Genomic DNA, 13,873 nt, shown 5'->3' with positions numbered 1-13,873 from the left:
CCCTGCCGGTTTCTGCACTCGCGAGAAGTGGCTATCCAGCGTCGGACGAGAACGACGTGACCGGCCCAAAGCCGCCGTCCACCAATGGTCCAGGATGCTGCGGTGCGGCCCGTCATTGCTGCCCTTGGCTGCGATCGCGAATTATGATGATCAGCGACCTCACAGTCTGCGGACAGTCCGGTCGTTCATGATTCTGCCGATTATGTCGGCATACTGCGCATAGCGGTCATTGGCACCACTTTGGCCAATGATCGCTCTGCCTTATCCCATTAGTCGGTCTGCATCAGGATGACGCCAACCTTCTCGGCATAGTCATCCCAAGCCTGGACGAGGTCGCGCAGAATCTCTGGCTGCTCGACGGAGAGATCGGTCGTCTCGCCAGGGTCGGCTTCAATATCGAAAAGCCGCCACGCTCCGTCTCCGTATGGCGGCACGACGGAGACAGCCTTCATCGCCCCCTGACGCATCCATTTGCCATTCAAAAGTTCCCCGCCAACGAACTCCTCGGGGCCGTAGATTTCTTCCTCCTCGCCCGCGAGAAGACCGGCGAGCGACTTGCCCAGCATGCGCTCGACCGGCGTTCCATTGAAGGTCTCGGGATGTGCGATCCCGGCCATATCCAGCATCGTCGGCATCAGGTCCGTGACGTAGCTGAAGGCGTTGGTCTTCCGGCCTCCCTCGACACCGGGTCCGGCGATCAGCAGCGGAACACGGATGCCGCCTTCGCTGACCGTCATCTTGAACCGATCCAGCGGACCGGACGAGGCAGCGGCAAAGCCCATTCCATAGGCATAGGCCGAGATGGAATCGCCAATGGCCTCGGGACTGTTGTCAAACTGTTTGAACCACTCGCCCTCGGCGTTTCCGGGGTATTCCTCCGAGTACCACGGGTTCGACCCATTGTCGGAGAGGAAAAAGATCACCGTGTTGTCCAACTCCCCGATGTCGTCGAGGAAGTTCAGCACCCGCCCGACATGATAGTCGAGGTTGTCGACCATCCCGGCATAAACCTCCATGCCACGCGCCTGAACGGCCTGCTCCTCCGGCGAGAGCACATCCCAAGCCGTTACCTGTGGCTGCATGTCCGAAACAGGAGCGCCGGACGGCACCAGCCCCATCTCCTTGGCCGCCATTGCACGTTTCTCTCGTAGAGCATCGTAGCCTTCGTCATAGACCGACCGGTATTTTGACTGCCAAGGCTCGGGGACGTGGAGTGGATCGTGGGGCGAAGTGAGTGCGAAATACCCAAGGAAGGGCTTGTCGTCGCCGCGGTTGGAGCGGATAGCATCCATCAGGAAATCGGCATAGCTGCGGCTGGAATAGAAGGTCGCCGGAAGTTCATGAATGCGTTCACCGTTCAGCGTGTAATAGGCCGGCGACTCCACCTCCATGATGCCATTCATGTCGTCGTAGTGGCTCGCCCCGCCGTAGAGCATCGAGAAGGTCTGCTCGAAACCACGATTGAAGGGGTAATACTCCGGATCATGCCCAAGATGCCATTTCCCCGCCATGTAGGTGTGATAGCCGTTGTCGCGCAGCACCTCTGCCAGCGTCACCACCCGGTCGTTCAGATGGCCTTCGTAGCCGGGCTGACCAACCTGGTTGGGCGCCAGCAACTCGCCCATGTTGCCCATGCCCGCGAGGTGGTTGTCGGTGCCCGTCAGCAGCATGGAGCGGGTCGGAGAACAACTGACCGATGCGTGGAAGTCGGTGAACAGCAATCCCTCTTCGGCCAGCTTGTCGAGCGTCGGCGTATTGATCTCGCTGCCATAGGCCCCGAGATCGGTCCAGCCCATGTCATCGACCATAATCAACAGGAAGTTGGGCGGGCGGTTTTCTGCGACCGCGATGAATGGAACCCAAGAAACAAGAAGTGCTCCCAAAAGGTTACGGTTCAAGACATGAGGACGCTTGGCCATGGTGGACTCCCTATCAAGAGGGACAGAGCCAACCGGCGGATCGATTGTCCATGACACGGATCAAACCTGGCTGAATGTGATCCTCCCTCGAAGCCGTCATCCGAGCGAAGCATTCGTATGACCGCAAGGTCGGCAAACCGCCCGCTCGTTCCGACCGCGGCATTCGGTGGAAGGGCTCAGAGCCGCCTTGCGGCGGTTTAGAGAATTACGCCGTTTCAGGGTTGCCTGAATGTCGGCTCACGAGGTCTCGCATAGTTGGTTCGCGCTTGCGGAGAAAGCCAGCAAACCGCCCTCCCTATCGGTTTCGGCACTGCAGCGGAAGGATCGTTCGGGCCGTCCCTATGACATACGAAACCGGCCCTGAACAGACATTCGCCAAGATGATCGTCGCCGCGGCGCGGCCTCGTCAAAGCCGACGTTCATTGCGCTGTGCGGCATCGTCCGGCTCGTCGATACCCGCAGTGCGGACGAATCCGTCATTCTCTGAAATGCAAAACGATGCCAGTGTCTCCTATTGGAGTGTCTGGAACGCCCTGAATTGTTTGCGTGCTGCGCTTTCAATTTGTAGCGATGCCCAACAGTATCTCCGAGACAGCTTCCTTGGATGGGCTGACTTCCATCAACTGGTGCGGGCCTTCAACGGTCACGAGAGACCAGCCACGTCTTTCTGCACGCGCCGGGGCTTGCACATTGCGCATATGGTCGAAAACTTCGCCTTCGGTGGCCACGATGATGGTTCCATCAAAGTCCGGTGTACCTTCCGGGATATCGATACGCTCCACATAGGACTTCCATGGGTGAGGGCGCATGGTTGGCTTGGCTTCCCGAAGCGCATCCGATGGAATGAGCCATCCATCGCCTTCTTCATCAACGGCCGTTTTCGCCGTGTCATAGACGTCGGGCCCAAACCCATCGATAAGGTTTTCCCCATGATCCAGCGGCACCGTGTCGATGAAAACAAGGTGCTTGACGCGATCTGGCTGCTGGGCCGCGACACCGGAAATGACCGGTCCGCCATAGCTGTGGGAAACGAGAATGACGTTCTCGAGGTCGCGCCAGCTCAACATGTTGGACACGTCGAGAATGTGGGTCAACAAGCCCGTTTCCTTGGAAAGCAAATGCTCCTTCTCGCCAAGTCCCGTCAGCGATGCCTCGATCACCTCATACCCGGCCCCCTCCAGAATTTCCGTCAGCGGCTGCCATTGGCCCGCCCATTGAAAGGTGCCGTGCACCATCAAGAAAACGGGTTGGTTCGTTTTCGGGTCCTGTGCCTTGGCTGGCAGGGTCGAAAACAGGAAGGTCGAGCAGACCAGGAAAGACGTGAGAACTGCGGTGGGAATGACAGTCAAAAGAAAAACTCCAGGAAATGGCATCCAGTGTTCAATCAGCCTACGCAGAGAGCATGCCGAAGAGCAAAGCCATTGTTCAACCCAGACCGCGACATCTCTCGTCCCAAGGGAAGGGCGGGCCGTCATAACCGAAATCGCGGGCGAATGATGCCAGCGCATGGGAGGTGTAGGTGAGTTCGAGGACACGGGGGGATGTAGGCGAGGCGCTCGGGCGTGTAGAAGCCGGGTGGTAGTATAGGGAGTTGCTTGATGTATCCATAGGTCAGATGTGTACCGCCAACCTTCTGGCGGGCAACAAAATCGAGCGGCAGCGCATCGAGTTTTGCCAGCAGCGCACCCCAAAGATTGGGCGCCACTGCAACGAAAAACAGCGGCATCACATGGCCCACGGCTACCCGCGGAATGACTGCTGAGATCGTCGTCCGCTCATCGGTCGCGCTTGCAATATCTCGCCACCCCATCAACCAGCCGCGGCGCCAACCCTTGGCACCAAGGCGGGCCTCGACCTCGTCGCCAGGCACCCAGTAGCGCGGCACGGGTTCCCAATCGGGGTTGGCCTTTTCCTTCATCGCTCCGTCGCGAGCGGTGCCGTTCTCATAGGTCGCCCAGCGGTGGTCCATCTGATGGATCATCTTCGCCTGGTAGAGCGGCTCCTACGGTAGCTCGAAATCAGCATGCACCACTCTGATGACCGGTTTGGGGTTTGGTCCCGCCATGCTTCAGCGTGCCGAAACTTTCCAAGCAGTAATTCGAACGCCGAAATGGACGCCCCACAGGGGACTTCGATCGATTAAATGTGCTGCTGCGATACCGCGGATCAATCCGGTTATTCAACAGAGAACGGGCGATAGGGCTGGTCCAACCCGGCGTAGTTTGGGCCGAAGGCCTCGAGCCCCTTGGGGGAGGTAAACGCCTCCGGGGCATGGACCAGTATTACCGCCACATTCTGCCCCGTCCGGTAGTTCGGGTTCGTCACCGGAACTCCAGTGTCGGTATCGAGCATGCAGATCAGGTCCGGGATCGTGACATGGACCTCTCCGTTCAGCCGGGCGACGAGGTTTTCGTTCTTCAACTCCACCTGGTAGCGGTGCCCCTCGAAGTGGTCCCTGCCCTCTATCTCGAAGCTGCCGAAAGTGAAGCCATCCCGGGTGCTCCAGTCGTTTGTGCCGATCGTGCCGCGGAAGGCGACGGCGCCGCCGCTGCGAGCGGCCACAGCCTCCGCCACATCCGCGCCCGCTTCCAGCGCCTTTCGCCAGGCACGGCCCAGGTCCCAGGCCATGGAGATGGCGCCCGGGATGACGGCGTCACGCAGCTCGCTCATCTCCAGCGCGTGGTCGATCGCGGCGATGTCGTTCCGGCTTACCATGGCGAGCGCCCGCACCACGCTCTCGGCGCGCAGATCGTCGATCACGTTTTCGCACAGGATGCACTCGCCGAACTCATTTGCCATCATGATGGGTTCTGCGGGCAAACCGCTGATGTAATAGGTGGAATGGGTGATCTCGGGCACCGCCCGCCCGGCGGGGTCAGCGTCCAGGATATAGCCGCCGTTCATTGCCGCCGCATAGAAGGCACAGGCTGTGTTGGAGCCACCAAGCTCGCAGGAGATCGTGCCGTAGAACCGGCGGCCAAGGTATCTCTCGAACCGGCGATAGGCCAAAAGGATTGGGTGTTCATCAATGCGTGGCAGGCGATTGTATTGCCGTTCCTCTGCCTCCGGCAGGGGCGATATCGCTCCAAGCAAGTAGGGCGTGCAGACAAGCGCATCATCCGGCACCTCATCGAGGCCGACGAGGGTGAACGCCTTGCCCTTGGCCAGCGCATCGTCGATCAGGGCAAAACCTTCGGAAAGCTCGCCGCCGCCGCCGGTGCCAAGGATCGCGGCGCCATAGAGGATGTCGGAGAGGTCCTGACGGGTCAGTGTTTGCATCTGTTCAATCCTGTTGAAGCGATCAGTCGCGCCGGGCGCCGAGCAATTTGAGAAGGTCCGTCACCATCGACAGCGCAAGCAACGACAACACGGTGATGAAGGCGAACCCCATCGCGGCAGAGGCGACGACAGGCGAATAGCCATAGCGGACATTGTTGAAGATCCGGATCGGCAGGGTTTCGACGGCGAAACCGGAGACCATGTAGGAGATCAGGTATTCGTTCACCGAGATGATGGCGACGAGCACGTAGCCGGTGACGACATAGGGCGCAACCAGCGGCAGGATCACCTTGGTAAAGGTCTGGCGCGGGGTCGCGCCCATGATCCGGCTGGCGTCGATCACGTCGTCGCTGAGCGCCGCGAAGCCGCGCGAGATAACGACCAGTGGAAGGGTGACGAAGAACACCCCGTGGGAGATGATCGTTGCCTCCATCCGCCCGTACCACCCGGCCTCGGCCCAGAAGACGGAAGCGCCCATGGCGATAATGATCGGCGGCAGCAGGAAGGGCCCGATGCCAAGCGCGAAGATGGCCCGGCCGAACCCACTGTTCAGCCGCCAGAGCACGTAGTTTGCCGCCAGCGCGATAGAGACGGCGATCAAGGCCGCAAAGAACGCGATGGTGAAGGAGTTGCCTATGGGGATCAGCCAGTCGCTTTCCGTCAGCAACATGATGTACCACCTGCCCGAGAACTCGGTCGGCGGGAAGGCGATGTTGCTTTCGGCGTTTATGGAGACGCCGAAGACGACCGCGAAAGGAAGGATCAGCCCGGCGGCAATGGTCCAGATGAAGAGACGTTTGAGAAGCCCGGTCATTTCGCGCCCTCCTTGCGGGTGGCAAGGGCAAAGCCGCCGATCAGCAGGACCGTGAAGATCAGCATGATGACCGCAAGCGCCGCGCCGAGCGGCATATTCGCCTGTTCGACCGCCTTGTCCGTGATGATGACGGACATGTTCCAGTCCTGCGGGCGGCCGAGCATGGTCGGCATGACATAGACGCCGAGATAATAGACGAACATCGTCACCAGTGAGGCGGCCAGCCCGGGGCGGAAGATCGGCAGCACGATCCGGAAGAAGACCTGCGCGGGCGGTGTACCGAGGGTCTGCGCGGCCTCCTCGATGGAGCGGTCGCGCTGCGAGAGCTGCGGAAAGAACATCAGCGCCACGAGGGAGAAGCCCAGGCTGACCATGCCGATCAGCATTGCGAGCCGCGAGGGCGAGAGCGAGCGCGGGTCCTCCCACAGGCCGAGCCAGCCGAGCAGGCGCGGGATGCCGGCGCTTTCCGACATCAGGATGACCCAGGCGAAGCCGATCACGACCTCGGAGAGGCACATGAGCGCCAGCAGGCCGATCACCCAGGCGAGCTGCCATTTCCGGCGCATGTCGGTGATGACGTAGATCGCCGGGAAGGCCAGCGCGACAGTCAGAAGGGAGGCCAGCGCCGAAGTCCAGATCGAGCGCAGGGAGACGGAATAATAGAAGCTGGAAAAGAACTTGCCATAATTCTCCCAGGTGAAATCGACCTTGTAGAAGCCCAGAGGGTCGCGCAGGTAGAAACTCACCACGATCATGAAGGCGAGCGGGCCGAGGAAAAAGATCACCATCATCCCCAGCGGGTAGAGGCCGATCAGGTGCGGGGCGAGGGCAAACCGTTTCATGACGGGATTACCCAGGCATGGTCGAGTTTGATGAGGATCTCCGCGCGGTCCCCTTCGCCAAAGGCGGGCGGGCGGTCCGAGATCATCGTGTCGATGATCCTGTGGCCGGCGACGGTCAGCTCCGTCTCGACCTGGGCACCAAGCAGGCGAACGAACTCGACCGTCCCGAGCATGCCGGTGCCAGTGGTGCCGACCGGGGCGAGCTGCAGGTATTCGGGCCGGACCGAGAGCTTGCGCTTGCCAGAGAGCGTCGCCATCTCGCCCGAGGGGCGGCCAAGCGAGATCCCGTTCCAGATCACATCCGCACCGGGGACGAACTCAACGTCGAGAACGTTATTGGTGCCCATGAAATTGGCCACGAATTCCGATTGCGGCCGGGCATAGACCTCCGTCGGCGTGCCGGCCTGCTCGATCACCCCGTCATTCAGGATCACGATCCGGTCGGCAATGGACATCGCCTCGTTCTGGTCATGGGTGACGAAGAGCGTCGTCACGCCGAGCTTGCGCTGAAGCTTCTTGACCTCGATCTGCAGATGCTCGCGCAGCCCGGCATCCAGCGCGGAGAAGGGCTCGTCCATCAGGAAGAGCACCGGCTCGATGGCGAGTGCCCGGGCGATGGCGACCCGTTGGCGCTGCCCGCCGGAGAGTGCGGAGACCGGACGGTCCGAGAGCCCCGGCAAGCCGACCAGCGCGGTCAGCTCCTCGGCCCGCGCATGACGCGCCTTCTTGTCCACCCCCCGTACATCCAGCCCGTAGGCGATATTCTCCCCGACCGACAGATGCGGGAACAGCGCAAGGCTCTGGAAGACCATGCCGATATTGCGCTGGTGGCACGGAACGTTGGAGAAATCCTCTCCGTTCAGATGGACTGCGCCACGGGTCGTTGTCTCCAACCCGGCGAGAATGCGCAGAAGCGTGGTCTTGCCGCAGCCAGAGGGGCCGAGCAGGCAGATGAATTCGCCGGACCCGATCTCGAGATTCACGTCGCTCAGCGCTGTGAACTCGCCGTAGGTCCGGCCGATGCTGTTGAACGATAGCTGGGCCATGAAACGGGTCCTTTCCCGATGGAGGCGCGGCGGGCTGATCCGGCCGAGCACCCCGGGTTTGCTGATGGTCGGAGATCCCGCCGGGGGATGACCCTCTCGCGAAGGTCATCCCGGGCATCCAGGGGCTTACTGGGAGATCATCTCCAGGTACTTGTCGGCCAGCCAGTCGCCTTCGCGCAGGTGGATCTCGGTCTGCACACGGATCGGCTCAAGCTCGCTGGAGACGGTGGCGAACTCCTCCTCCGTCAGGTCCATCAACTCGCGCTTCGCCACAGGGGCGACGCCGAGCACGCGGGCCATCTCGGCCTGGATCGCCGGCTGGGACATGTAGTCGATGAATTTCTGTGCCGCGTCCGTGTGCTTGCTGTCGCGGGGCACGATCCAGAACGCATCGCTCAACACACCGCCTTCTTTCGGGAAGGTCGAAGCAATCGGGTTGCCGTCATAGATCGACAGCATCGCGACATCGTGGAAATAGGTGCCGCCGTTGAATTCGCCCGATTCCAGACCCTGCTGGAACTGGCCTTCATCGCGATACCACAGCCGCACCTGCGGCTTCAGTTCAGCGATCTTGGCGATGACTTGCTCCAGCCCATCGCGGGTCTGCATGATCTCGTAGCCGCCGAAATGGGTGACGGCGGTGATCTCCAGCAGTCCGGAATTGACCGCCGAGGCCATGCCGAGCTTGCCGTCCCAATCGTCGCTCCAGAGCTCGGCCCAGCTTTCCGGCGCCTCGGCGCGGTAATCGGTGTTGGTCACGAAGCTCGACCAGAAGCTCAGCGCGGCAACGGCAAAGGTGCCGTCATCATCGGATTTCACGAACCCGTCCTTGAGAAAGTCGGTCGAGGGCATCGCCTGCGGGTCGAGCGCGGCCCAGAGCCCGATGGTGCGGCCCCGCGCCAGCACCTCGTCGGAGACCAGCGACAGGTCGGCCGGCGCCTTCTTCGCCCGGGCGGCCGAGCTCAGCTGCGTCAGCCATGCCTGGTCGGCGGGTTGCGCGATGGAGCGCACGGCGATGCCGGTCGCCTCGGTGAAACCGGGATAGATCTCGGCCGCGAGGGTCTCCTCGAAGAAGCCGCCCCAGCTCGAAACGGTGATCTCTTCCGCCTGCACGGTGCCGGCTGCAAGCGCGAGCCCCGTCAGTGCCACGGCCGTCATTCCACGAAACATGCCAGTCATATCAATCTCTCCTTGGCACACGGGAAACGGTCCCGCACCGTTGCCGGCCGAGACATGTCCAAGGGAAAGTGCGTGCTTGATCACAGGTGTGGGTAGCTGCAAAAGTCGCATCGGGCAATCCCCCGATTTCGGCCGGAGTCGCCTGCGTCCGGTACGAGACGCGATTATAGGCAGTATTTCCAGACAGATGCGCAGCTTCTGGGCAAGAAAGGGACCGACGAGATGAGATTGTCCGATGTCGACCTGCGGTTGCTGCGTGTTTTCAAGGCGGTCGCCGAATCCGGCGGTATCGTGAAGGCGCAGGGTGTGCTGGGAATCAGCCAGCCAACGATCTCTTCGCATATCGCGAATCTCGAGAAGCGGCTGAATGCCCGGCTCTGCGAGCGCGGTCCGCAGGGTTTCTCGCTGACCTTCGCTGGGCAGGAGGTTCTGCAGGAAACGGAGCGGATGCTGACCTACCTGGACGGCTATGTCGCCCGCCTCGACGAGATCGGCAAGTCCGGCGAACAGGTCGTGCGGGTCGGCCTGATCGATTGCATGGCAACCGATCCCAACTGCCCCCTGCAACGGGCGATCCGGAAAGCAAGTCAGAAGGTCAAGGGACTGAAGCTGCGGCTGGGAATCCACGACTTCCTCGATTGCCAGACCGAGCTGCGGTCCGGGCAGCTGGACCTGGCCATCATGGGTTTCGACGAGAGTGTCCCTACGGATATCGAAGCCATCCGCCTCTATGACGAAGCCAGCAGCCTGTATTGTTCGCCCGATCATCCTTGTGCCTCGGCAGGCTCTTGGGAAGAGGCGCTCAATATACTGAAAGAAAGCGAAATTTCGGCCCAAAGCTTCGCGCAGGACCCGATCGGAATGGACCTCGACCCAGCGCTTCTGAGCGATACCACGAGCTCCGCTCTCTGGCATATCGAGGCCACGGCACATCTCGTTCTGGCTGGCACGCATGTGGGGCTCATGCCTGTCCACTATGCCGCCCACTGGGTCGACCGCGGGCAGATGGTCATGGTCTCGCCGGAATGTTGGCAGGTGACGTCGAACATCCATCTGGTGCGGATGAAGGGGCAGGATCTGAGCCCGGCGGCGCAGTGCCTGTGTGATGAGCTTATCGAAGGCTGCGCTGCGGATGCATAGGGGGACGCCGATACAAGCATAGGAACGACAGGATGCTCTTTCGACCGGGTTCCTTTTACGGTGAGGGTGCTTTGATCGGCCTGGACATGTCCGGGAACAGTGCGTGACTTGAATAACTTGACCATACCGCGATGTGCGGGCCTCGTATCGCGGCTCCAGTTCGTGTATGCGGCCGCAGCAATCCTACGCCTGGATTATTCTTGGAGTGTTCGCGGAGAACGGCTCCTTTCCGCCCTTCCTCACCGATGCAGCATCGACCAAAACGCGGGAACCTGTGTTCGAAAGAAACCTCGTGACCGGCCCTGACGATGTGCAGACGGCGGTCGCGGCACATCCGGAGCGGAGCTGACGCCATTCCAATCGCGGTTCAGAGGCGCCCTTGCACGATAGGCAGGGTGAGTGTCAGGCTCGCTCCGTTGTCAGACGGGTTGATCCGCAACCCTCCGCCGTGGCGCTCGGCGACAGAGACGGCGATGGAGAGGCCGAGGCCGCTTCCGTCCGACGGTTCGACCTGGGCGAAGCGGCTGAAGGCGACCTCCGCAAGTTCCGGCGGCAGGCCGCGCCCGTCATCTTCGATGGTCATTGTTGCATAGCCGTCGCTCCGCGCGGCCTGGACCCGAATCCGGGACAGCTCCGCTCCGCCATGTTTGCGGGCGTTGTCGACAAGGTTCTTCAGAGCTTCCGAGACGAAGAACCTGTCGGCATGAACCGGCAGCGGTTCAACCGCAGCGTCGTACTCGAACTCCAGTCCGGATGCCAGGATCAACGGCGCGAGATCGGCACAGGTTTCCTCGGTCAGCTTGCCGAGATCGAATGTCTCGAACGTGCCGTCATCGTCGCCCTGTTGCAGCCGGTCGAGAGACAGCAATTGCTCGGTCACCCGGGCTGCGGTTCGCGAAGCGCGGACCAACTCGTCGAGCCTGGCGCGCTGTTCGGTGGCGCTTGGGGCGTCGCGGGCGGTTTCGGCCATGGACTGGATCGCCGCCACCGGATTCCGCAACTGGTGCGCGGCATCCGAGATGAAGGACTGATGCGCGATGATGCTCGCTTCCACCTGCCCGAAGAGACGGTTGAGCGTCTCGACAATTCCGCGGGTTTCAACCGGCACAGCACGTTTGATCGTGCTCAGATCGTCCGGAGAGCGGGCCTCGATCGCGCCTTCAAGATCGAGCAGCGGGCGAAGGCCGAGTTGGACACCGTACCAGACGACAAGCGCAAGCGTTACCAGCAGCGCAATGATGAGCGCCGCGGCACGGATTGCCAGTTCGTAGGCAAAGGCGTTTCGGTCCGAGATCCTCTGCCATACCGTCACTGTCGCGTCTCCGGTCAGCGTGCCGATGGTCTGGCGCTCGGTGAGCCGCAGAACCCTGACAGGTTCACTGCGGTACTGGGCTTCGAAGAATGTCGGATGATAGGGGTCGGCGCTGTTGGGCCCACCCGTCGGCGGATAAGCGTAGCCAGTGACATAGATGCCGCCCGGCCCGGTCGCGTGATAGAAAACCTCTCCGCCGCTCGCATCGCGGATCAGGTCGCGTGTGGAGGGCAGGAGCGCGTCGCCATCCGAGATTGCAACATCGCGGGAAATAGCGAGGCCCGTCGAAAGTAAGGACCGGTCGAAGAGCTCGGCGGCGGTGGCATGGGCGACCGTGTAGCGCCAATAGCCCAGCAAAACCGCCATTAGGACAAGCGGCGTCAGGATCAGCACGAAGAGGCGTTGGCGCAGGGAGAGCGTGCGGGTCATCAGGGCTCTGCTTCGAGCATGTAGCCAAGGCCGCGGGCGGTGCGGATCGTCACGCCATGATCTGCCAGGCGGCGGCGCAGGCGGGAGACATGCGGCTCGATGGCCTTTTCGTCGATGTCGGCGCCGACGCCGTAGACATGGTCGGTCAGTTGCGATTTCGGCACCAAACGCCCCCGCCGTTCCAGCAGGCATTCGAATGTCGCCAGTTCCTTGCGCGGAATGTCGAGCACGTCTCCGGCGGCCAAAACCTGACGGGTGGAGCGGTCGAACTCCAGCCCGCCAATCGTCTCGCGCGCGCCGTATTCAAGGTTGCGGCGGCGGGAAAGGGCACGGATGCGCGCCTCCAGCTCGTCCATCTCGAAGGGTTTGACAAGGTAGTCATCCGCCCCGAGATCGAGCCCCGCCACGCGGTCCGCGGTGTCGCTGCGCGCGGTCAGAAGGATCACCGGAACGCCGTCATCCCGTGCCCGGATCGCCCGCAGCACGTCGAACCCGCTCATGCCCGGCAGGTTGATGTCCAGCACAACGAGATCCGCACCCTCCTGCGCAAGGAAGCTCTCCGCCTCCTGCCCGTCATGCAATATGTCTGCCGCGTGGCCACGGTCCCGCAACCTGTAGGCGATGGCGTGCGCCAGGGTTTCATTGTCCTCGACAATGGCTATCCGCATCTGTCCTCCCTGCAAGCTTCGCGCAAGCTTGCCCCCCCATGGTGGTCACATCGAAACGGGAATCAATCCCGAATCAAGAGCAAAGGCCCGGTGCCGTGAGGAGCGTCGCCGTGGTTTACTGGTCTCAGGGAGGACACCAATGACCAATTCCATCTTTACGCGCCGCGTGATTCCCGGGTTGATCGCCGCCGTCGGCGTTTCGGCCCCTGCCGCGGCCGAGGTCGATTTCTCGGGCAAGACGATCGAATGGGTGATCCCGTTCTCGGAAACCGGTGGCTCGGCCAAATGGGCCAACTTCTTCGGCCCGCTGCTCTCCGAGGCGCTGCCGGGCAACCCGACCGTGGTCGTGAAGTTCATGCCAGGCGCGGGCTCCACCAAGGGCGCCAACTGGTTCCAGAACGAGAAGCACAAGGACGGCACGCTGCTCTTTGGCACCTCCGGTTCGACCCAGTTCCCCTACCTGCTGAACGATCCGCGCGTGCGTTATGAATACAAGGACTGGATCCCGGTCATGGCCTCTGGCACCGGCGGCGTGGCCTACCTGAATGCGGAAGATGGGGCCAAGTTCGATGGATCGGCCAATGCGCTGAAGGACACGGATTTCATCTTCGGCAGCCAGGGTGCCACCCGCCTCGACATCGTGCCGCTCCTGGCATGGAAGATGCTGGGCATGAATGTCGAACCCGTGTTCGGCATCAAGGGCCGCGGAGATGGCCGGCTCATGTTCGAGCGCGGCGAGGCCAATATCGACTACCAGACCTCGTCGAGCTATATCGGCGGATCGATGGCGATGGTCAACGACGGCAAGGCCGTCCCGATGATGACCTGGGGCGCGCTGGATGCCGACGGCAATATCGTCCGCGACCCGACCTTCCCGGACATCGCCACTTTCAAGGAAGTCTGCGAGGCGACGGACGGGTGCGAGACATCAGGAGAGACATGGGAGGCTTGGAAAGCCTTCTTCATCTCGGGCTTCCCGGTCCAGAAACTCGCCTTCCTGCCCGGCGACACGCCGCAGGACGTCGTCGAAACCTACACAGCCGCCTTCAACGAGGTGATCGCGCGCGCCGACTTCGGCGAAATCTCGGCCAAGCGCGTCGGCGAATACCCGGTCTTCGTGGGATCGGATGCGCAAGGGGCGTTGGAAACCGCGATTTCGGTCTCTGACGATGCGAAGGCCTATATAGTGAACTGGCTCGCCGAGGACTACGGTGTGACGCTCAAGTAAGGGCGTCTCCCACGCGA

Annotated in this window: 12 protein-coding genes; 2 read left to right on the top strand and 10 right to left on the bottom strand. The window is 61.9% G+C overall.

What is annotated here, in order from left to right:
• Positions 1-269: 269 nt before the first annotated feature.
• From R3X27_RS23345 to R3X27_RS23310, 8 genes are all read right to left on the bottom strand, one after another.
• Positions 270-1,919, bottom strand: coding sequence for a sulfatase-like hydrolase/transferase (locus R3X27_RS23345; protein ID WP_317711316.1), 1,650 nt, complete (start codon positions 1,917-1,919; stop codon positions 270-272).
• Between the two features lie 557 nt (positions 1,920-2,476).
• The gene (locus R3X27_RS23340; RefSeq protein WP_317711315.1) at positions 2,477-3,292 is read right to left on the bottom strand and encodes an alpha/beta fold hydrolase; all 816 of its coding nucleotides are present in this window, start codon (positions 3,290-3,292) and stop codon (positions 2,477-2,479) included.
• A 98-nt stretch (positions 3,293-3,390) separates the two neighbouring features.
• Complete coding sequence (locus R3X27_RS23335; RefSeq protein ID WP_317711314.1) at positions 3,391-3,900, bottom strand: hypothetical protein; 510 nt, start codon at positions 3,898-3,900, stop codon at positions 3,391-3,393.
• A gap of 194 nt (positions 3,901-4,094) precedes the next feature.
• Entirely contained in the window at positions 4,095-5,198 is a 1,104-nt protein-coding gene (locus R3X27_RS23330; protein ID WP_317711313.1) for a DUF917 domain-containing protein, read from the bottom strand.
• 22 nt (positions 5,199-5,220) lie between these two features.
• A complete protein-coding gene (locus R3X27_RS23325) occupies positions 5,221-6,012 on the bottom strand; it encodes an ABC transporter permease (RefSeq protein WP_317711312.1) in 792 nt (263 codons plus the stop codon).
• A complete protein-coding gene (locus tag R3X27_RS23320; protein WP_317711311.1) occupies positions 6,009-6,854 on the bottom strand; it encodes an ABC transporter permease in 846 nt (281 codons plus the stop codon). The genes R3X27_RS23325 and R3X27_RS23320 overlap by 4 nt, the downstream gene beginning before the upstream one ends.
• Positions 6,851-7,900 carry an ABC transporter ATP-binding protein gene (locus tag R3X27_RS23315; protein ID WP_317711310.1) on the bottom strand — a complete coding sequence of 350 codons (1,050 nt, stop codon included), beginning with the start codon at positions 7,898-7,900 and terminating at the stop codon, positions 6,851-6,853. Before R3X27_RS23315 ends, R3X27_RS23320 begins: the two co-directional genes overlap by 4 nt.
• 126 nt (positions 7,901-8,026) lie before the next feature.
• Complete coding sequence (locus tag R3X27_RS23310; RefSeq protein WP_317711309.1) at positions 8,027-9,079, bottom strand: PotD/PotF family extracellular solute-binding protein; 1,053 nt, start codon at positions 9,077-9,079, stop codon at positions 8,027-8,029.
• Positions 9,080-9,301: 222 nt separating this feature from the next.
• Between R3X27_RS23310 and R3X27_RS23305 the strand changes: the two genes are divergently transcribed.
• Entirely contained in the window at positions 9,302-10,219 is a 918-nt protein-coding gene (locus R3X27_RS23305; protein WP_317711308.1) for a LysR family transcriptional regulator, read from the top strand.
• 367 nt (positions 10,220-10,586) lie between these two features.
• On the opposite strand, the gene R3X27_RS23300 is transcribed toward R3X27_RS23305, so the two are convergent.
• Together R3X27_RS23300 and R3X27_RS23295 are read right to left on the bottom strand one after the other, a co-directional pair.
• Positions 10,587-11,960, bottom strand: a complete 1,374-nt coding sequence (locus tag R3X27_RS23300) for a sensor histidine kinase (protein ID WP_317711307.1) — start codon at positions 11,958-11,960, stop codon at positions 10,587-10,589.
• Positions 11,960-12,628 carry a response regulator transcription factor gene (locus R3X27_RS23295; RefSeq protein WP_317711306.1) on the bottom strand — a complete coding sequence of 223 codons (669 nt, stop codon included), beginning with the start codon at positions 12,626-12,628 and terminating at the stop codon, positions 11,960-11,962. The genes R3X27_RS23300 and R3X27_RS23295 overlap by 1 nt, the downstream gene beginning before the upstream one ends.
• Positions 12,629-12,767: 139 nt before the next feature.
• On the opposite strand from R3X27_RS23295, the gene R3X27_RS23290 reads away from it, so the two are divergent.
• A complete protein-coding gene (locus tag R3X27_RS23290) occupies positions 12,768-13,856 on the top strand; it encodes a tricarboxylate transporter (RefSeq protein ID WP_317711305.1) in 1,089 nt (362 codons plus the stop codon).
• Positions 13,857-13,873 lie beyond the last annotated feature (17 nt).

Origin of the sequence: Tropicimonas sp. TH_r6, assembly GCF_033101155.1 — a bacterium.
GTDB lineage: Bacteria > Pseudomonadota > Alphaproteobacteria > Rhodobacterales > Rhodobacteraceae > Tropicimonas.
This window is presented reverse-complemented; position numbering and strand designations above follow the sequence as displayed.

What these genes read in the sequence shown, in the direction of transcription:
- R3X27_RS23345 (WP_317711316.1), bottom strand. Translation starts at nt 1,919, where the DNA reads ATGGCCAAGCGTCCTCATGTCTTGAACCGTAACCTTTTGGGAGCACTT.
- R3X27_RS23340 (WP_317711315.1), bottom strand. Translation starts at nt 3,292, where the DNA reads ATGCCATTTCCTGGAGTTTTTCTTTTGACTGTCATTCCCACCGCAGTT.
- R3X27_RS23335 (WP_317711314.1), bottom strand. Translation starts at nt 3,900, where the DNA reads ATGATCCATCAGATGGACCACCGCTGGGCGACCTATGAGAACGGCACC.
- R3X27_RS23330 (WP_317711313.1), bottom strand. Translation starts at nt 5,198, where the DNA reads ATGCAAACACTGACCCGTCAGGACCTCTCCGACATCCTCTATGGCGCC.
- R3X27_RS23325 (WP_317711312.1), bottom strand. Translation starts at nt 6,012, where the DNA reads ATGACCGGGCTTCTCAAACGTCTCTTCATCTGGACCATTGCCGCCGGG.
- R3X27_RS23320 (WP_317711311.1), bottom strand. Translation starts at nt 6,854, where the DNA reads ATGAAACGGTTTGCCCTCGCCCCGCACCTGATCGGCCTCTACCCGCTG.
- R3X27_RS23315 (WP_317711310.1), bottom strand. Translation starts at nt 7,900, where the DNA reads ATGGCCCAGCTATCGTTCAACAGCATCGGCCGGACCTACGGCGAGTTC.
- R3X27_RS23310 (WP_317711309.1), bottom strand. Translation starts at nt 9,079, where the DNA reads ATGACTGGCATGTTTCGTGGAATGACGGCCGTGGCACTGACGGGGCTC.
- R3X27_RS23305 (WP_317711308.1), top strand. Translation starts at nt 9,302, where the DNA reads ATGAGATTGTCCGATGTCGACCTGCGGTTGCTGCGTGTTTTCAAGGCG.
- R3X27_RS23300 (WP_317711307.1), bottom strand. Translation starts at nt 11,960, where the DNA reads ATGACCCGCACGCTCTCCCTGCGCCAACGCCTCTTCGTGCTGATCCTG.
- R3X27_RS23295 (WP_317711306.1), bottom strand. Translation starts at nt 12,628, where the DNA reads ATGCGGATAGCCATTGTCGAGGACAATGAAACCCTGGCGCACGCCATC.
- R3X27_RS23290 (WP_317711305.1), top strand. Translation starts at nt 12,768, where the DNA reads ATGACCAATTCCATCTTTACGCGCCGCGTGATTCCCGGGTTGATCGCC.